Origin of the sequence: Acinetobacter sp. NIPH 2100 (assembly GCF_000369805.1) — a bacterium.
Classification (GTDB): domain Bacteria; phylum Pseudomonadota; class Gammaproteobacteria; order Pseudomonadales; family Moraxellaceae; genus Acinetobacter.
The window spans coordinates 3,467,259-3,484,645 of the sequence record NZ_KB850224.1 but is presented as its reverse complement, the minus strand read 5'-3'; the positions used below and the strand labels follow the sequence as shown (position 1 = coordinate 3,484,645).

Sequence of the window (17,387 nt, the reverse complement as noted above, 5' to 3'; positions counted from 1 at the left end):
GTGTCTATGACTCCTAGTTCTTCAGGTCATGTAAACATGATGAAAGGCCAACCATTTCATGTGAAATACCGTGAAATTATTCGTCGATTAATGTTTTTGATTGGCGCGTTGTTGGTCTTTCGACTAGGAGCGCATATTCCGTTGCCGGGGATTGATAATGTAGCGCTAGCACAGTTTTTTAAAGCTAATGAAGGTACCTTCTTAGGTTTATTTAACATGTTCTCTGGCGGTGCATTAGAACGCATGTCGATTCTAGCGTTAGGAATTATGCCGTACATTTCTGCATCGATTATCGTGCAGTTGATGTCTACCGTAATTCCTTCGCTGGAAGCTTTGAAAAAAGAAGGCGAGCAAGGCAAACGTAAGATCAATCAATATACGCGTTATGGCACCTTATTTCTTGCACTTGTGCAGGGTATAGGGATGTGTGCTGGCTTGATTAGTCAAGGTATTACCTTAACGTCAGGCTTGGCATTTTATGTTCCAGCATTAACTTCGTTAGTTGCAGGAACAATGTTCTTGATGTGGTTGGGCGAGCAAATTACCGAACGTGGTGTTGGTAATGGTATCTCAATGATCATTTTTGCGGGTATTGTGGCAGGTTTACCAAATCTCGTGATTCAGTCGTTAACGTCTGTACAAAATGGTCAGGGTAGTTTAATCGGTTTGGTTGTTTTCGGTTTATTATCGTTGGCAGTCTTAGCAGCGATTGTGTTTATTGAAAAAGCACAACGTCGTATTCCTGTAAACTACGCACAAAAACAGCAAGGGCGTCGTGTGTTTACTGCACAGCAAACACATTTGCCGTTAAAAATTAACATGGCAGGTGTAATTCCAGCGATTTTTGCAAGCTCATTGTTATTATTTCCAGCGAGCTTGGGACAATGGTTAGGAAGTGCTGATCCAAATGCAGGGATTGTGAAGCGTAGCCTACAAGATCTGGCATTGGTGTTATCGCCTGGACAGCCGTTGTATTTAATGCTTTTCGGTGCGTTAATTATCTTCTTCTGTTATTTCTATACCGCGCTAGTTTTTAGCCCGAAAGAAGTATCAGAGAATTTAAAGCGTAGCGGAGCATATGTACCTGGCATCCGCCCAGGTGAGCAAACGGCTCGTTATTTAGATCATATTCTTAACCGTTTGACCTTCATTGGTGCAATCTACATTACCGTAGTATGTTTAATGCCTATGGTTCTACAAAGTTCGTTCGGTATTCCATTCCATTTGGGTGGGACATCGTTACTGATTGTAGTGGTAGTCGTAATGGACTTTATGGCGCAACTCCAAGCGCACCTTACGTCGCATCAGTATGATAATCAAACGTTAATGAGAAAAACGACTGCTCATCCTAAGGGATAAGCGCACTTAGAAGGTTTCATCATGAAAGTACAAGCTTCTGTAAAGAAAATTTGTGGTAGCTGTAAAGTTATCCGTCGTAATGGGGTTATTCGCGTAATTTGTAGCGCAGAACCTCGTCATAAGCAGCGTCAAGGTTAATTTAATTAAGACCTGTTGATTTCAGTAGGCTAATTAGGTTATTATCCGCCCCTCAAGATTTTTGTGGGGCGGTTGATTATCTTGACTGCCTTTTTGGAGAAAATTGAATGGCTCGTATTGCCGGTGTAAACATTCCGGATAACAAGCATGCTGTTATCTCTCTCACGTATATTTTTGGTGTAGGTCGCCACACTGCTAAGAACATCTTGGCTGCTGTAGGTATTACTGAAACTACAAAAATCCGTGAATTAGATGATGCTCAGCTTGATGCGATTCGTGCAGAAGTTGCTAAGGTTCCGACCGAAGGTGATTTACGTCGCGAAATTTCCATGAACATTAAACGTTTAATGGATTTAGGCTGCTACCGCGGTCTTCGTCATCGTCGCAGCTTGCCTGTCCGTGGACAACGCACCAAAACTAACGCACGTACCCGTAAAGGTCCGCGCAAACCGATTAAGAAATAAGATTTCTGGAAGCTAAAAGATGGCTAAAGATACTCGCGCACGCAAGAAGGTCACTCGTACCGTCTCTGAAGGTGTCGCACACATTCACGCTTCTTTTAATAACACCATTGTTACGATTACCGATCGTCAAGGTAATGCATTGGCTTGGGCTACCTCAGGTGGACAAGGCTTCCGTGGATCACGTAAATCAACACCGTTTGCTGCTCAGGTAGCTGCTGAAGTTGCTGGTAAAGCTGCTTTAGATTACGGTTTGAAAAACTTGGACGTCCTTGTAAAAGGTCCTGGTCCTGGTCGTGAATCTGCGGTTCGTGCATTAGGTGCAGTGGGTTATAAAATTAACAGCATTACCGATGTGACTCCAATTCCGCACAACGGTTGCCGTCCACCTAAAAAACGTCGCGTGTAAGGAGAAACATTCATGGCTCGTTATATTGGTCCAAAATGCAAACTCTCTCGCCGCGAAGGGACAGACCTGCAATTAAAATCTGGCGTTAAACCGTTTGACGTTAAGACTAAAAAACATGCTAAAGCTCCTGGCCAACACGGCGGAGCTCGTGGTAGCAAACAATCTGAGTACTCACTACAATTACGTGAAAAACAAAAAGTACGTCGTATGTACGGTGTGTTAGAGCGTCAATTTAGTAACTACTACAAAGAAGCTGCTCGTGTGAAAGGCGCAACAGGTGAAAACTTGTTGAAATTGCTTGAAAGCCGTCTTGATAACGTTGTTTATCGCATGGGTTTTGGTTCTACACGTGCAGAAGCTCGTCAGTTAGTATCTCACCGTAGCATCACTTTGAACGGTCGTCGTGTTAACATTGCATCTATCCAAGTTAAAGCTGGTGATGTAATTGCAGTACACGAAGGCGCTAAACAACAATTACGTATTAAAAACGCAATTGAATTAGCTGCTCAACGTGGTATCCCTGCTTGGATGGAAATTGACCATTCTAAGTTAGAAGGTACGTTTAAAGCTGCACCAGATCGTTCTGATTTACCTGCTGAAATCAACGAAAGCTTGATTGTAGAATTGTATTCTAAATAATCCTTGAGGTAGCAATAAATGACGCGTACTGCAAACGAGTTTCTAACTCCGCAAGCGATCAAGGTCGAAGCGGTGAGCGGGACCTCGGCAAAAGTGATTCTGGAACCTTTAGAGCGTGGCTTTGGTCATACTCTAGGTAATGCTTTACGTCGCATTCTATTGTCTTCTTTACCTGGCGCCGCTGTGGTTGAAGTAGAAATAGAAGGTGTCGAGCACGAGTACAGTACTTTAGAAGGCTTGCAGCAGGACATCGTCGAGCTCTTGCTGAACCTAAAAGGATTGTCTATTAAGCTGTTCGATCAAAACGAAGCATATTTGACATTAGAGAAACAAGGGGCAGGTGACGTAACTGCAGCTGACCTTCGTTTACCTCACAATGTTGAAGTGGTTAACCCTGATCATTTAATCGGTACTTTGAGTTCTACAGGTTCATTAAAAATGCGCCTTAAAGTTTCTCAAGGTCGTGGTTATGAAACATCTGACTCACGTTTCCCTGAAGGTGAAACACGTCCTGTAGGTCGTTTACAGTTAGATGCATCTTATAGCCCAATCAAACGTGTTTCATACACAGTAGAAAATGCTCGTGTTGAACAACGTACCGATCTTGATAAGTTAGTGATTGATCTTGAGACTAACGGAACTGTTGATCCAGAAGAAGCAATCCGCAAAGCGGCAACAATCTTGCAACAACAAATTGCAATTTTTGTTGATCTTCAGAAAGATCAAACTCCTGTTGCTCAAGAACCTCGCGAAGAAGTTGACCCAATCTTGCTTCGTCCAGTAGATGATCTCGAGCTAACTGTTCGTTCTGCTAACTGTTTGAAGGCAGAAAATATTTACTACATTGGTGATCTTGTTCAACGTACTGAAGTTGAGTTGTTAAAAACTCCTAACTTAGGTAAAAAATCGTTAACAGAGATCAAAGATGTTTTGGCATCGAAAGGTTTACAACTCGGCATGCGTTTAGAGAACTGGCCACCAGCTAGTCTCCGTATGGATGACCGTTTTGCCTATCGTAGCCGTTAATTAAGTAGGACTATCACCATGCGTCATCGTAATAGTGGTGTGAAATTAGGCCGTACCAGCAGCCACCGTAAGGCGTTGTTCCAAAATTTAACAAATGCTTTAGTTGAGCACGAGTTAATTAAAACAACTCTACCTAAAGCGAAAGAACTTCGCCGCGTTGCTGAGCCTTTAATCACTTTAGCTAAAAACGATACAGTAGCAAACCGTCGTTTAGCGTTTGCTCGTACTCGTTCTGCAGCAACTGTTGGTAAATTATTTACCGTTCTTGGCCCTCGTTACAAAGAACGTAACGGCGGTTATCTTCGTGTTCTTAAAGCGGGCTTCCGTGCAGGTGATGCTGCACCGATGGCTTACGTTGAACTCGTTGACCGTGAAGTAAAATAATACTTCTACGTGTAGAATAGTCAGTTGTTCCAAAAAAGGCCGGTGTAATAACCGGCCTTTTTTATTCTTCATTTTTAATTAATTTTGAGCATAATTTTAATCAAGTATTCTGCTAAATTAGGTCGCATGGCTATAAAAATTCAAATAGACAAATATGTTAAATATTGAGATTAAAATTCTAGGTATGAACGAGCTGAATGATTTTAGAACCATCAGACTTTCAGCATTAGCAAAAGCCCCTGAAATGTTTGGTTCTACTTACAGTATAGAAGTAGTGAAACCTTTAAATTTTTTTGAAAATTGCTTATCAAGTTCAACGATCTTCGGGGTTTATCACAAAGACAAAATCATCGGTTTAGCGACTTTAACGCGAGAACTTGGCATAAAGCTTTCTCATAAGGCTCATTTATCCAGCGTATTTATTGAGCCTGAATTTCAAAGACGAGGCATAGCCAATAGATTGCTCATGACTGTTATTGAACACAGCAAAGACCATCTAGAACAAATTTTACTTATTGTCGCTGATGATAATCAGCCAGCAATTAAGCTTTATAAAAAGTTTGGCTTCCAAACCTATGGGGTAGAGTCCAAAGCATTAAAAAACAACGCAGAATATACGGATGAGCTTTTGATGAAACTTTTTTAATCTAAACACATTTGTACATTTTGTTTGATAGCAGACTTATGATCTGTGCAAGCATCTATTTCTATAGCGCTTCTTATACAGGTCATTCCCTGAGGCTATTTAAGGGAATGTTTTTCAAGTAATAGATTTATTTTCTTAAATACTGTTCCTCATCTAATCTTAAACAGAATAGCGCTCTAAGTATTTCGTGTGCGTATATAATTTTATTGTTCTGCTACGCTTTTTGAAAAACAAATCCAAGTGAAAATCTCAGGATTTTTTAGCGCTCTTTTTTCTAAAAATGTCCCGAAGTGATATGAAAAAACCGATGAATGACCAAACTTGACATTGCGTATTGTCAAATTTGTGCTTTAATAAAGTCATGGTTTATACAGGGTATAAAAAAAATGGAAAAGCAAGTTGATGTATTAATTATTGGTGCAGGTATCTCTGGGATTGGGTTAGCTGTACATCTCTCAAAGAATTGCCCACAACGCAAATTTGAAATCTTAGAGCGTCGTGATAGTTTTGGCGGAACATGGGATTTATTCCGTTACCCTGGTATTCGCTCTGACTCAGATATGTCAACGTTTGGTTTTAATTTTAAACCATGGGCAAAAGATAAAGTATTGGCAAGTGGTGCTGAGATTAAAGGTTATTTAAGCGATGTCATCAGTGAAAATCAGTTAAAAGAGAAAATTCACTTCGGTCATCGTGTATTGTCTGCAAACTACGATTCTGCAAAGAAAAAATGGGCTGTCGAAATTGAAGACAGCAATAAGAAAAAACAAACTTGGTCAGCAAACTTTGTGATGGGTTGTACGGGTTACTACAACTATGATCAAGGTTATGCACCGAAATTCCCGAAACAAGAAGATTTCAAAGGCCAATTGATCCACCCACAACACTGGCCTGAAAACCTAGATTACACAGGTAAGAAAGTCGTTATTATTGGTAGTGGTGCAACCGCAATTACCCTTGTTCCTTCAATGGTGAAAGGTGGAGCAGGACATGTGACCATGTTACAACGCTCGCCTTCTTATATTGCGACGATTCCTTCGATTGACTTTATTTATGAAAAAACGCGTAAATTTATGTCTGAGGAAACAGCTTATAAATTTACTCGTGCACGTAACATTGGGATGCAGCGCGGTATTTATGCCTTAGCGCAAAAATATCCAAAAACAGTACGTCGTTTATTGTTGAAAGGCATTGAGTTGCAGTTAAAAGGTAAAGTGGATATGAAACACTTTACACCGAGCTACAACCCTTGGGATCAACGTTTATGTGTCGTACCAGATGGTGATTTGTTTAAGGCGTTGCGTGAAGGTCGTGCCAATGTTGAAACGGATCAAATTGAGAAGTTCACGGCAAATGGTATCCAGTTGAAGTCTGGTAAACACCTTGAAGCTGATATTGTGATTTCAGCAACAGGTTTGGAAATCCAAATCTTGGGTGGCGTAAAAGGCACAATTGATGGCAAGCCAATGGATACCTCTCAACACATGCTCTATCAGGGTGTGATGGTAAGTGATGTACCAAATATGGCAATGATCATTGGCTATATCAATGCATCTTGGACATTGAAAGTTGATATTGCAGCGGATTATATCTGTCGTTTGCTGAATCATATGGACAAAAATGGTTATGACGAAGTGATTGCACATGCTGATCCAGCATTGCGTGAGCAAGATACGATCATGGGCAAAATGTCTTCTGGTTATATTGCACGTGCAGCAGATGTGATGCCAAAACAAGGTAAAAAAGCACCGTGGAAAATCACCAATAACTATCTTGCAGATCGTAAAGACTTGAAAGATGCTAAATTTAGCGATGAAGTTTTACAGTTCCACAAACGTGGTGATCAAGCTGATCGTAAACCTAAGCTTGTATCATAATTACTGAACTGAATATCTTAAAACCCTATGCCAATGCATAGGGTTTTTTATTTTAAAGAGGGTTTTAATCATGCAAATATCGCGTATATTGAGCAAATTAGAAAATTCAGATTAGGGATAGTTTGATGAAAAAACTCATCATTATGGGGATACTCTTATCGAGTAGCGTGGCTTTTGCCGATGATATAAAACAAAAGGAAACCATTGCACAAAAATTGGTCTCGGTGGATGGCACGGAACAGGGTTTGCAAAACACCGATAAAATGATTTTAGAGCAAATCCGTATGCGTTTGCCGAAGGATCTACCCGAAAGCTTTTATACCGATTTGAGTAAAAATCTGAATAGTGAACAGCGTAAGCAGTTTATTGTGCAACGTTATGTAGAAAGTTTTAGTCAGAAAGAGTTACAGGCCGCTTTGACTTTCTATCAATCTGTAGAAGGAAAGGCATGGGCAAAGAAGGCCAGTGATGTAGGTAGTGAAGTGGCGCATTTCACGACACAAAATGCGCGTACTGCGCTGAATACCACCATGCAACAATATATTGACAACCCTAAAGTGAAGCAACTGATGACAAGGATGAATCCACCGCCAGTGCAAACTGCTGAAAAAGCTGAATCGAAATAAATAAAAAAAGGGATCGTGCATAGAAGTACGATCCCTTTTCTCTATTGATATTTAGAGGGTACGGGAAATCAGTTCTTTCATGATTTCATTGGTACCTGCATAGATACGGTTAGCACGGTTGTCGATATAAGCACGTGCAATTGGATATTCCAACATATAGCCATAGCCACCATGCAGCTGTAAGCACTCATCGACGACTTTTGAGAACATATCTGAAATTTTGTATTTTGCAGCTGCCGCAGCATCCACCCCTAAGTTTTCTTCAAGCTGTAGTTCCATACAGCGATCTAAATAGGTACGGCAGAAATCAATTTCTGTGCGTAATTCTGCCAATTTAAAGCGAGTGTTCTGGAAAGTTGAAATTGCTTTACCAAATGCTTTACGGTCTTTGGTGTATTGCACGGTATGTGCGAAAGCTGCTTCAGCACCTGCTTGGCAGATAATCGCGACCAGCATACGTTCCCAAGCAAGCTCTTTCATTAACATGATAAAGCCCATGCCTTCCATACCTAATAAGTTTTCTTTAGGAACACGGACATTATCAAAGAACAGTTCACAGGTATCTTGGCCTTTCATCCCAATTTTATTCAGTGGTTTACCTTTGCTGAAACCTGCGCGATCTGCTTCTACAATCAGTAGGGATAAGTTTGCTGAACCCTTTTCATTGTTTCCGGTTTTACAGACGACAATCGCCATGTCGCAAAGGTAGCCATTGGTGATAAATATTTTAGAACCATTAATTACATATTCATCGCCATCCAATACCGCTGTTGTGCGAACTGCTTGTAAGTCTGAACCTGTACCTGGTTCAGTCATCGCAATTGCTGTAACTGCTTCACCTGTTGCCATCTTCGGTAACCAGTGCTGCTTTTGCTCTTCATTGCCGAAGTTATTGATATAGTTGGCAACGATGTCAGAATGCAAAGAAAAACCCGTGCTGGAATCCATGGCATAGGCTTGCTCTTCAATGAGAATCATACTGTAAAGACGATCTACACCCGAACCACCGTATTGTTCTGGCATGGTGGTACAGAGCAGACCAAGCGCCCCTGCCTTATTCCATAAATCACGATCTACATGTTGTTGTGTTTCATATTTTTCAATATTGGGAACAACTTCTTTCTCATAAAATTTACGGACCGTTTCGCGGAACGCTTCATGGTCTGAAGTAAACAGTTTGCGTGGGAGCATGTTTGGAATTGGACGAATAGCACCTGATTGCATTTGTTATTTTTCCCTAGTGTGTTGGATTTAAATCATCGATATCACCATACAAGAAATCGAAAATATTGAACAATGTGATCAATGCTCAATTTGATTGATGTATTTGGTCACTTGGGAAAAATCTCTAAGAACTTCATCGGGGAGATCGGGTACACTATGGGGAAATTGTTGCATTGCGGAGCCAATAATGTCTGATGAAATGACACTGGAAGAGCGTAAGGTTGTATATCGTGCACGTCGCGGTTTAAAAGAAATCGATGTGTATTTTGATCCTTATGTTAAAAACCACTACCTGATAGCAGATATCGCTGAAAAGGCATTATTTGCGGAGTTGGTTGATCAGGAAGATCCAGATTTATTGGATTGGTTTATGGAGGTTGGAGAACCGCCTCGTGCAGAATTAAAAGATTTTATTTTAAAATTAAAACACTATGTCCATGGCTAATGGTGTTTTTGAGTTGCAGCGCAGTCGTTTTGCGATTGTATTGCAACTCATGATTTTCATTGCCATTCTGAGTTTAAGCTATGTCTTGCTTGCATTATGGATTTGGCTGCTGTGCATCTGCATGATGGCAGTTGCGTGGGTCTTATTTCTGAAACGACCTCAAATTAAACGTTTTGAATACTTGGATCATCAAGAGTGTTCATTTGAATTTTCTGCTCCAGCCTTGCTGATCCAGCGCAGACAAATTGTCAAAATATTAGATCATCACGCTTATATCACGCTGTACTTTGCTCATCCTAAGCAACCACCTTGCGTAATTTGGTGGGATCAATTATCACATTTGCAGTGGAAAAAGCTAAAATTACGCGCAAAACTGACATAATTGTTTGACAATTCTACAACTGTATAAAATTAATAAAAATATAAATTTCAATAGTTTGATTAAAATTAAGCTTTATTTTGTTTAAATTGTTAGATTAAATACTCTAAAAAATCGTGAAAATTATGATTGTCAGACAATCTGGCAATCAACGCTGAGTTATTTTCGTTAAAGTACAAACACCAACGTAAAGTATGGTGGAGGTCCAAAATGGAAATTCCAACATGGTCGTTTCTGGTGGTCGCAATCATTTTTGCGATTGTAATAGGAAGAGCAGGAACTTTACTCAGGGAATTTCTTGAATCACGCCAACCTCAAGTTGTAGTGACCAAGAGAAAGAGATTGAAAGTGTCATCAATATATCACTCTCCCGTGAATATCGATGATGAACGCCAATCTAGTATCTATCAAAAGTAGATACGAAAAGTGTAGGAGGTCTCTATGGAGATTTCAATGTGGATGTTTCTGGTAATTGCGATCGTTATGGCGATTGTAGTAGGAAGAGCTGGAACATTACTCAAGGATTATTTTCAACAAAACTAAAATATAAAGAGTTTCACGATTTTACCAGTTAATAAGTAGCATGTGCTGAACCGTCGCAATGCTACTTTTTTTTGCCTGAAATTTCTGTATTGCTGCGTATCTGTCAATTCTTTCATTTGTGAATTATGTCAAAATGTCCTCGTTAAATTAGAGCAATTACTCTTTAATTCAAGTATTGCATCTGATAATGTACAGCTAAAAGGAAAAAACAAATTATTAGAGGGACAGGAAGTATGTCTAAACTCCAGAAAATTGGGCAAGGTGTGGCGGTTGCAGTATTAACAACATCAATGCTGTCAGGATGCTCGTATGTGATTAAAACCGGTGCCAATGTTGCACTTGGTTTTGGTGAAAAGCATATCGTTCCACCGATTTTGTCGATGGATGATGCCGAAATGGTGTGTAACTCAGGTAATGCTTTAACGCCTGCAGTGATGTCAACCAAAGATATGGGTGCTGATCCGACGCGTATGGCGGTATTGCTTTATACAGCAGCTGGTGTGTGTGCCGAGAATCAAGCCCTAGAAGCAGAATTACGTTATTTACGTGCCTCTAAAGCGGGGCAAGTGTCTGAAGCGCAAGATGCGCGTATTGAACAGAAACGTTGGGCTGCGATTGCTGCTGAACGTCAATATGCAGGTTATCAACTTTTTGCGAATCGCTGGGAAACCAAATACAAATATAAATTAGGCGATTCATGCCCAACCATGCGTAATGATTTAGATCAAACCGTTTATTTACTGGGTATGGTGAGTGGTCTTCAGGCCATGACCAATGATATTAACTCGGGCGGTGCGATTAATGTCCCTAAAGATATTGCAGGGATTGTTGAACGAGGCATGGCGTGCTTGGATAATGAAAAATTCTGGGGTGCGCCGATGGCAACCCGTGCGGTGATCTGGACCTTATTACCAGGTGCGGGTGATGGAAAGCCTGAACCGTATGCCACCATGAAGCAATCCATGGCAATTGGCGAGAAAAAAGGTGTTCGTTTAGCGCATGCACTTTATGCGGTTGCTGCACAAGCCAGTGGTGATGATGCAAAACTACGTGATGCTTTCCGTTCATATGCAGCAGCAACCGGTGAGGATAAGCCGGCTAACCCACAATTCAGATTGATTGATAAAATGGCGGGCTTGATGGTCCGTGGGATTGCAGATCGTTATTGGACTGAAAATACGGGTGTGAGAGCGAGTGATGAAGGTCTGACTTCATTCTGGGATGATAAACAAGAAAGCTCAGCAGAGTTAGATTCATTGTTTGATGGTGGCGGCGATGCCGCACCTGCACCAGCTCAAGATGAATCAGCGCCAGCATCAGAAACACCAGCACAGTAACCTGAATTAAACGACCTTTTACATTTGAAACATCTAAACTTGTAAAAGGTCTGTTTTTTAAGAGGTGATAGATAAATGAAAGATCAAATATGGATACGGAAAGTCATTTTGATCGCGATATGTATTTCCATATCGGCTTGTCTACAAGTGTTTGCAGATCATTTTATTTATTGGAGACCCAGTCTGCTGACTGAGTTTTGGCGGTTATGGACCGCGCATTGGGTACATGTGGGTTGGATTCATTTCTTGCTGAATATGTTGGCATTTGCATGTTTACCATTTATTTTTCCTCATGTACGCAATTGGCATCTGTGGGCTTTGTTGTTGCTACTTCCCCCATTCATTAGTTTAGTTTTTTATTTCTATTTGCCTTATATTGATGCTTATGCAGGCCTTTCAGGGGTTTTGCATGGTTTATATACCGCAGTCGGATTGGTGTATTTGCAATATAAGAATGAACGTAAATTTGCAATGTTAGTGTTGGCACTGATCGCTGCGAAACTGATCTGGGAAAACTCTTTTGGACAAACAGGGACGGCTCAGCTCATTGGTAGCCCTGTACTGACCGAAGCGCATCTGATTGGTGCGATTGGTGGTGTGATATGTGGTTTAAGCTATTTATTGATAAGAAGGAAAACAGAGAACATATAAATTGATAAAAATAACCAACAATAAAGTGATTGCAGTCATTCTTTTTTGAAAAAGTTTGCTGCAAATTTAATCGGTTTAAAAGGGATTGGTTAAGAAGAGGGTAAATTCATTTATCTATCAACCATGGACATCGCATGATTCAACATCTTTGGATGGATGTTGATAACAATAAACTGGAATAGACATGCAAAATGATCAAGAGAATAAATCCGGATTAGCCCGGTTAGGCTATATCTGGAATGATTGGATATCAACATTCATCATTCTTGCTTTGTTGCTAATGACTTTGCTTATTGGTACAGGCGAGATGATTCACGGTCAGATGCTTCGTATGGGGGAGCGTCTGTATGGTGATCAAACAACAGGGATGCAGTACTCATTTTTACGTGCGGAACCTGAAAAACCATCTTGTGATCGACATCCTAACATTGATGCACAAGTTCAAGAGCAGATGAAAGCCAATGCTGCCGATGAATTTGCCAGTATGTTTGGTGCGGCTTCTGAATCTGATGTGCGTGCATCGTTACTCGCAGCACAGCAACAGTGTGAAGAAAAATATCAATTCTATGATAAAGCAATGAAGCACTTGGAAGCTCATCCAAGCATTCGTACTTATCGTAAAGTTGAAACCACCTTCTTCGGTATCTTTAAACTAGGATCTGAAAACCAAACTGTTATTTTATTAATCATGGTGTTGTTTGCTTCGATTACAGCATCTTTGCGTTATCACCATATTGGTTTGCGTGCACCAAAAACTAAAATTGACTTCCGTGTTTATTCGGCGTTGATGGTTGCAGGTAATGCTTTACTCAGTTATTCAGTGATTAGCCAATACCACTCGGTATTGAATTCTGGGGTCGAGGTTGCGGGTAAAACAGCTGTCTTGTATTGGTTGTGGATTGCACTGTTTGTATCGCTGACCATTATCAGTATTTTCCAGTTTATCTTTATTCCAAAAACTGCACAGCCGAAAGGTAACTTTGGTTTAGCTTTACTCAGTGTCCCACTGTATGCCTTCATGTCCTTGGTGACAGGGATTGTATTTACCTTCTTCATGGATTATCCGATGGGGCAAGGGATTTACTTAGGTATCTTGGTTGAGTTCTCGGGGATTTTCTTAAATCTTGCATTGTTTATTTGGGCAGGTATGTTGCTCACTCAAACACGTGTGATGGATTTATTCTTAAACATCCTACGTCCATGGAACTTGGCACCTGAAACATTAACATGGTTAATCTTGATTGCAGCAGCGATTCCAACAGCATATACAGGTGCTTCTGGTATTTTCGTTATTGCAGCGGGTGCAATCATCTATAAAGAAGTCTGGAACTCTGGTGCACGTCGTCAATATGCACTCGCTGTATCTGCGATGTCAGGTTCTTTAGGTGTGGTCATTCGTCCATGCTTACTTGTGATCTTGATTTCGATGTTGGACAGCCGTCATGTGACCTCTACAGAATTATTTGATCATGGTATCTATGTATTCTGGTTAACAGCATTCATTTTCCTTGGTGTTTCTTTAATTCTTGCTGAAGAAAAATTCCGTGTGAACTCGCCTAAAATTGCAGTTCCTGGCATGTTGCGTGCGTGCGTACCTGTGATTCCTTATGTGATCATTGGTTTTGCCGTTGTGATGTTCTATAAGCTTGCTTTAGATACATCGATCAATGAATTCACTGCACCGATGATTTTACCGTTGGTGTTGATTGCAATGATCTTGTTTGACAAGTTGTTTTCAGCAAAACTTGCACCTGCGCCAGTCGTTGATGCCAAGCATGAAGCACTGGTTCGTGAGCATGAAAAGAAATCAGAATTCTTGAAATCACATGATCCACATGGCAGTAAGAGCTTTGGTTTTGGTGGTGCATTACGTTTTGCAACCTCAGAAACGGTTGGACATATCGGTGCATTGATTCTGCTTATGGCATTATCTGCAAGTGTCGGTGGTTTAATTGAGCGTGCTGAAGTGGTTGAGTTATTACCGACACACTTGGGTAATATCTATATTTCACTTGCCTTTATTGCGCTGTTACTTGCCATTATTGGTATGACAACAGATCCATTTGGTGCGGTGATTTTAGTTGCTGCAACGGTTGCACCTGTGGCCTACGAGAATGGTATCCATCCGATCCACTTCTGGATGATCGTATTGGTTGCATTCGAATTCGGTTATGTAACGCCGCCTGTTGCTTTGAACCACTTACTGACGCGACTCTCCGTCGGGGATGAAGAGGTTACGGCCGCCGATAAGGAAGCGAAAGAGAAATACACCAGTTTCTACTTCCGTTATGAGCGCTGGTTATTGCCGATTATCGTATTGTTCTCATCTTTGGTCTTGGTGACCTATGCACCGTATATCTTCCAAATGTTTGGTTGGTATAAACACTAACTATTGAAACTAAAAAAGCACCTTCGGGTGCTTTTTTAGTTTATGCAGGAGTGGTTATCGAGTGAATTTCTTTTCCCTTTGCGTTAATGGGCTACATAATAAAATTGCCAATAGGATAATCCCGAAGCCGATCATGCTAGAAAGATCAGGGACTTCATTCCAAAGCAAAAAGCCCCAAATCCCTGCGAAGATAATCGCTACATAATTAACGGGTGCAATTTGTCCTGCAGGAGCAAGACGATAGGCATGAGACATAAAAATCTGGCTGACATTGGCCAGTACACCAGCTGCAATTAGAAAAAACAGTTCATGTAAATGGTAAGGCCGCCAGACCCAGAACATCGGAATCACGGACAAGAGTGAACCAATAAAGCAGAAATAAAATACGATGCGTTCAGGTGGTTCAGTTTGCGTCAGAGCACGTACTGTCACAAAGGCCATCGATGCTAATAAACTCGAACTGATACCTACGATTGAAATCCAATTCAGTAAACCCTGATCAGGTTTTGCCACACAGAACACGCCTATAAAACCCAAACCTGCTGCAAACAGCATCGCCGTAGTGACTTTTTCTTTGAGGAACAGCCACGCGATTAAAGGAATAAAAATCGGAGAGGAATAGGTAAATACCATGGCATTGGAAAGTTTTAAATGGGCAATGGCATAGAAAAACCCATACATGGCTGCGAGTCCAACAATACTGCGCCATGTATGCATCCAGAGTTTTTCTGTTTTTACAAAGCTTGTCCCTTGCTTCAAAAGAAAAGGGACGAACAGAATCAGCCCGACCACATTGCGGAAAAATACAATGGTGTAGTTATCTACGGTATGTGAGGCATAACGAATACAGATTCCCATCACTGAAAAAAGCAGAGCAGAAAGGGTGAGACAACCAATCGCGAGGATAAGGTTGCGATTGGAGTGAGGCGTGTCCATAGTGATTATTATATTGGGAGATTATGCCTATTTTATGCCTCTACGCAGAGGAAAGGAATGCAATTTCACCTGAATACCTCAAACAGAGGCTCAAGTATATGTTTCAGAAAACTGTTTAAGATAGACGCTCGGTGTCATGCTGGTTTCACGCTTAAACATGGCACTAAAGGCGCTCGGGCTGTCATAACCCAAGTCCAGTGCGACATTTAATACGGGCTTGTTCATGCCCAAGTCAATCATGGCTTGCATGAGTTTGGCTTGACGGACCCAATGGGAAAAATGGAGTCCAGTTTCTTTTTGGAAATGACGTGCCAGCGTTTTACTACTCATATGTAGTTGCTCTGCGGTATCTTCTAGGGTCCACGCCACTGCTAAATTGTCTTTAATTCTTTGGCATAGCTGCTGAAGTTTGGGATTTTGAGGATCAGTTAGATTGAAGGCGAGTGTGGGCAATAACCGAACTTCATCTAAAATCAGTTGCAGTAGTCGTTCATTACGGCTATTCGTCTGAATACTCGTCCGTATTTGCATGGCACTGCTCATCAATTCTCTTAATAAAGCGGGAATTGCAACGACGCGACATTGATCTAGCGTATTGGTTTGAGGTGAGACTTCGATAAAAACGCCTCGGGCTTTGACATCGCCACTACTGAGTAGGGCATGTGGTTTTTGCGCAGGAATCCAGACACCACGCCCAGGTGGAGTAATCCAGATCCCTTCATGGGTTTGAACACGGATCACACCTGATAGCGTATGAATTAATTGGATTCGATCATGGCTATGCCAATCTTCAATATGTCCATGTGGGTAGTTTTCAGAAAACGCATACACTGGATAATCTAAGAATCCATGTTCAAAGTTCTTGCCCATCTCAAGTCTCTCAAACTTTTTGTCTTTTTCTCGATAGAAGTCGTCTTATTATCGAGAAACGATGATTCGATTATTTTTTAGCATGATTGATACTGCAATGTATAGGTCTCGTTCATGTTTCAGAAAGCTTATTTTTATCCCTTATTCGCCATTTTATTTTGGGCGGGAAATGTCGTGGTCTCCAAAATGGCCAGTCATGCTATTTCTCCTGTGGCGATTACTTTTTATCGTCTAGTACTGGCGCTTACTGTGATGAGTACTTTTGTGCTGATTCCTGTCTGGAAAAATCGGAAGACGATTCAGCAATATTGGAAGCAATTGGCGCTGGGAGGTTTTCTTTCGGTGTCTTTATTTCAGTTTTTATCTTATCAAGCGGCAGCGACCACCACCGCAACCAATATGGCGATTGTGACCGCATTGATTCCGTTACTGACCATGATCTTGAGTAGTTTAATGCTGAAAGATCGTATCAGTTATGGCATGTTGTTTGGTGGTGCTTTATCTTTCTATGGCATCTTGTACTTGCTGAGTCATGGTTCAATTGTTGATATTTGGCAGCAAGGCGTTCATCTCGGTGATGGCTTAATGTTGATTGCAGCAGCAGGCTATGCTTTATATGGCGTGTTGCTGAAACGCTGGAAAATGCCGATCCCTGCTTGGCAATCTAACTTCGTACAATCCAGTTTTGCCATTATATATGTATTGCCATTTTTTATATTTTTGCCTGCCAAAGACATACAGTTGAACCAACAGACCATTCCCCTGATTGTATATGCCAGTATTTTTTCATCGGTGTTATTGTCTTATTTATGGATTGAAGGAGTGAGACATTTAGGGCCGAATCGCAACAGTATTTTTATGAATTTACTGCCTTTGTTTACCGCCATGATCGCAGTGGTATTATTGGGAGAACATTTGCAGATGTTTCATTATATTGGTGGGGGATTAACCTTAATTGGTATTCTGATTGCCCAAACCATTCAGAAACCCATCCAGCTGAAGCAGGACTCGAAGCAAATTTTAGATTAACCATATTGCGAACAAAAAA

Annotated in this window: 20 protein-coding genes; 17 read left to right on the top strand and 3 right to left on the bottom strand. The window is 41.0% G+C overall.

What is annotated here, in order from left to right:
* Positions 1 to 39 precede the first annotated feature (39 nt).
* From secY to F887_RS02100, 10 genes are all read left to right on the top strand, one after another.
* Positions 40 to 1,359 carry a preprotein translocase subunit SecY gene (gene secY, locus F887_RS02055; RefSeq protein WP_171067178.1) on the top strand — a complete coding sequence of 440 codons (1,320 nt, stop codon included), beginning with the start codon at positions 40 to 42 and terminating at the stop codon, positions 1,357 to 1,359.
* Between the two features lie 21 nt (positions 1,360 to 1,380).
* Entirely contained in the window at positions 1,381 to 1,497 is a 117-nt protein-coding gene (gene rpmJ / locus F887_RS02060) for a 50S ribosomal protein L36 (RefSeq protein WP_000867907.1), read from the top strand.
* A gap of 107 nt (positions 1,498 to 1,604) precedes the next feature.
* Positions 1,605 to 1,961: a 30S ribosomal protein S13 gene (rpsM, locus tag F887_RS02065; protein WP_004657696.1), complete on the top strand. Its 357-nt coding sequence runs from the start codon at positions 1,605 to 1,607 to the stop codon at positions 1,959 to 1,961.
* A 19-nt stretch (positions 1,962 to 1,980) separates the two neighbouring features.
* On the top strand, positions 1,981 to 2,367 hold the full coding sequence (gene rpsK / locus F887_RS02070) for a 30S ribosomal protein S11 (RefSeq protein WP_004281491.1): 387 nt from the start codon (positions 1,981 to 1,983) through the stop codon (positions 2,365 to 2,367).
* A gap of 12 nt (positions 2,368 to 2,379) precedes the next feature.
* Positions 2,380 to 3,006, top strand: a complete 627-nt coding sequence (gene rpsD, locus F887_RS02075; protein ID WP_004657698.1) for a 30S ribosomal protein S4 — start codon at positions 2,380 to 2,382, stop codon at positions 3,004 to 3,006.
* An 18-nt stretch (positions 3,007 to 3,024) separates the two neighbouring features.
* Complete coding sequence (locus tag F887_RS02080) at positions 3,025 to 4,032, top strand: DNA-directed RNA polymerase subunit alpha (RefSeq protein ID WP_004804125.1); 1,008 nt, start codon at positions 3,025 to 3,027, stop codon at positions 4,030 to 4,032.
* An 18-nt stretch (positions 4,033 to 4,050) separates the two neighbouring features.
* Positions 4,051 to 4,416, top strand: a complete 366-nt coding sequence (gene rplQ, locus F887_RS02085) for a 50S ribosomal protein L17 (RefSeq protein WP_004641032.1) — start codon at positions 4,051 to 4,053, stop codon at positions 4,414 to 4,416.
* A 154-nt stretch (positions 4,417 to 4,570) separates the two neighbouring features.
* Positions 4,571 to 5,062, top strand: a complete 492-nt coding sequence (locus F887_RS02090) for a GNAT family N-acetyltransferase (protein ID WP_005297141.1) — start codon at positions 4,571 to 4,573, stop codon at positions 5,060 to 5,062.
* A gap of 386 nt (positions 5,063 to 5,448) precedes the next feature.
* Entirely contained in the window at positions 5,449 to 6,939 is a 1,491-nt protein-coding gene (locus F887_RS02095) for a flavin-containing monooxygenase (RefSeq protein ID WP_005297138.1), read from the top strand.
* 125 nt (positions 6,940 to 7,064) lie between these two features.
* A complete protein-coding gene (locus F887_RS02100; RefSeq protein WP_005297136.1) occupies positions 7,065 to 7,565 on the top strand; it encodes a DUF2059 domain-containing protein in 501 nt (166 codons plus the stop codon).
* A 51-nt stretch (positions 7,566 to 7,616) separates the two neighbouring features.
* On the opposite strand, the gene F887_RS02105 is transcribed toward F887_RS02100, so the two are convergent.
* Positions 7,617 to 8,789: an acyl-CoA dehydrogenase family protein gene (locus F887_RS02105; RefSeq protein WP_005297134.1), complete on the bottom strand. Its 1,173-nt coding sequence runs from the start codon at positions 8,787 to 8,789 to the stop codon at positions 7,617 to 7,619.
* A 187-nt stretch (positions 8,790 to 8,976) separates the two neighbouring features.
* Here F887_RS02105 and F887_RS02110 point away from each other — a divergent pair, with 187 nt between their 5' ends.
* The 6 genes from F887_RS02110 to F887_RS02135 all read left to right on the top strand — a co-directional run bounded on the left by F887_RS02110 (position 8,977) and on the right by F887_RS02135 (position 14,533).
* Positions 8,977 to 9,234, top strand: coding sequence for an FAD assembly factor SdhE (locus F887_RS02110; protein WP_005297131.1), 258 nt, complete (start codon positions 8,977 to 8,979; stop codon positions 9,232 to 9,234).
* Entirely contained in the window at positions 9,227 to 9,616 is a 390-nt protein-coding gene (locus F887_RS02115; protein WP_005297129.1) for a hypothetical protein, read from the top strand. Before F887_RS02110 ends, F887_RS02115 begins: the two co-directional genes overlap by 8 nt.
* Before the next feature lie 207 nt (positions 9,617 to 9,823).
* Complete coding sequence (locus F887_RS02120; RefSeq protein ID WP_005297125.1) at positions 9,824 to 10,030, top strand: hypothetical protein; 207 nt, start codon at positions 9,824 to 9,826, stop codon at positions 10,028 to 10,030.
* Positions 10,031 to 10,389: 359 nt separating this feature from the next.
* Entirely contained in the window at positions 10,390 to 11,493 is a 1,104-nt protein-coding gene (locus tag F887_RS02125) for a hypothetical protein (RefSeq protein WP_005297123.1), read from the top strand.
* A 75-nt stretch (positions 11,494 to 11,568) separates the two neighbouring features.
* Positions 11,569 to 12,144: a rhombosortase gene (gene rrtA, locus F887_RS02130; RefSeq protein ID WP_005297122.1), complete on the top strand. Its 576-nt coding sequence runs from the start codon at positions 11,569 to 11,571 to the stop codon at positions 12,142 to 12,144.
* Between the two features lie 184 nt (positions 12,145 to 12,328).
* Complete coding sequence (locus tag F887_RS02135; protein WP_005297120.1) at positions 12,329 to 14,533, top strand: TRAP transporter large permease subunit; 2,205 nt, start codon at positions 12,329 to 12,331, stop codon at positions 14,531 to 14,533.
* Positions 14,534 to 14,587: 54 nt separating this feature from the next.
* On the opposite strand, the gene F887_RS02140 is transcribed toward F887_RS02135, so the two are convergent.
* Both F887_RS02140 and F887_RS02145 read right to left on the bottom strand, forming a co-directional pair.
* Positions 14,588 to 15,469 (bottom strand): DMT family transporter, encoded by an 882-nt coding sequence (locus F887_RS02140; protein ID WP_005297117.1) that lies wholly within the window; start codon positions 15,467 to 15,469, stop codon positions 14,588 to 14,590.
* Positions 15,470 to 15,559: 90 nt separating this feature from the next.
* A complete protein-coding gene (locus F887_RS02145) occupies positions 15,560 to 16,339 on the bottom strand; it encodes an AraC family transcriptional regulator (RefSeq protein ID WP_005297115.1) in 780 nt (259 codons plus the stop codon).
* Between the two features lie 114 nt (positions 16,340 to 16,453).
* On the opposite strand from F887_RS02145, the gene F887_RS02150 reads away from it, so the two are divergent.
* Complete coding sequence (locus F887_RS02150; protein ID WP_005297112.1) at positions 16,454 to 17,368, top strand: DMT family transporter; 915 nt, start codon at positions 16,454 to 16,456, stop codon at positions 17,366 to 17,368.
* Positions 17,369 to 17,387 lie beyond the last annotated feature (19 nt).

Excerpts from the sequence above, each read along its gene's own strand:
- F887_RS02105 (WP_005297134.1), bottom strand. The coding sequence starts at position 8,789 with ATGCAATCAGGTGCTATTCGTCCAATTCCAAACATGCTCCCACGCAAA.
- rpmJ (WP_000867907.1), top strand. The coding sequence starts at position 1,381 with ATGAAAGTACAAGCTTCTGTAAAGAAAATTTGTGGTAGCTGTAAAGTT.
- F887_RS02095 (WP_005297138.1), top strand. The coding sequence starts at position 5,449 with ATGGAAAAGCAAGTTGATGTATTAATTATTGGTGCAGGTATCTCTGGG.
- F887_RS02150 (WP_005297112.1), top strand. The coding sequence starts at position 16,454 with ATGTTTCAGAAAGCTTATTTTTATCCCTTATTCGCCATTTTATTTTGG.
- F887_RS02120 (WP_005297125.1), top strand. The coding sequence starts at position 9,824 with ATGGAAATTCCAACATGGTCGTTTCTGGTGGTCGCAATCATTTTTGCG.
- rpsD (WP_004657698.1), top strand. The coding sequence starts at position 2,380 with ATGGCTCGTTATATTGGTCCAAAATGCAAACTCTCTCGCCGCGAAGGG.
- F887_RS02100 (WP_005297136.1), top strand. The coding sequence starts at position 7,065 with ATGAAAAAACTCATCATTATGGGGATACTCTTATCGAGTAGCGTGGCT.
- F887_RS02145 (WP_005297115.1), bottom strand. The coding sequence starts at position 16,339 with ATGGGCAAGAACTTTGAACATGGATTCTTAGATTATCCAGTGTATGCG.
- F887_RS02125 (WP_005297123.1), top strand. The coding sequence starts at position 10,390 with ATGTCTAAACTCCAGAAAATTGGGCAAGGTGTGGCGGTTGCAGTATTA.
- rpsM (WP_004657696.1), top strand. The coding sequence starts at position 1,605 with ATGGCTCGTATTGCCGGTGTAAACATTCCGGATAACAAGCATGCTGTT.
- secY (WP_171067178.1), top strand. The coding sequence starts at position 40 with ATGAAAGGCCAACCATTTCATGTGAAATACCGTGAAATTATTCGTCGA.
- F887_RS02115 (WP_005297129.1), top strand. The coding sequence starts at position 9,227 with ATGGCTAATGGTGTTTTTGAGTTGCAGCGCAGTCGTTTTGCGATTGTA.
- F887_RS02080 (WP_004804125.1), top strand. The coding sequence starts at position 3,025 with ATGACGCGTACTGCAAACGAGTTTCTAACTCCGCAAGCGATCAAGGTC.
- rplQ (WP_004641032.1), top strand. The coding sequence starts at position 4,051 with ATGCGTCATCGTAATAGTGGTGTGAAATTAGGCCGTACCAGCAGCCAC.
- F887_RS02110 (WP_005297131.1), top strand. The coding sequence starts at position 8,977 with ATGTCTGATGAAATGACACTGGAAGAGCGTAAGGTTGTATATCGTGCA.
- F887_RS02140 (WP_005297117.1), bottom strand. The coding sequence starts at position 15,469 with ATGGACACGCCTCACTCCAATCGCAACCTTATCCTCGCGATTGGTTGT.
- F887_RS02090 (WP_005297141.1), top strand. The coding sequence starts at position 4,571 with ATGTTAAATATTGAGATTAAAATTCTAGGTATGAACGAGCTGAATGAT.
- F887_RS02135 (WP_005297120.1), top strand. The coding sequence starts at position 12,329 with ATGCAAAATGATCAAGAGAATAAATCCGGATTAGCCCGGTTAGGCTAT.
- rrtA (WP_005297122.1), top strand. The coding sequence starts at position 11,569 with ATGAAAGATCAAATATGGATACGGAAAGTCATTTTGATCGCGATATGT.
- rpsK (WP_004281491.1), top strand. The coding sequence starts at position 1,981 with ATGGCTAAAGATACTCGCGCACGCAAGAAGGTCACTCGTACCGTCTCT.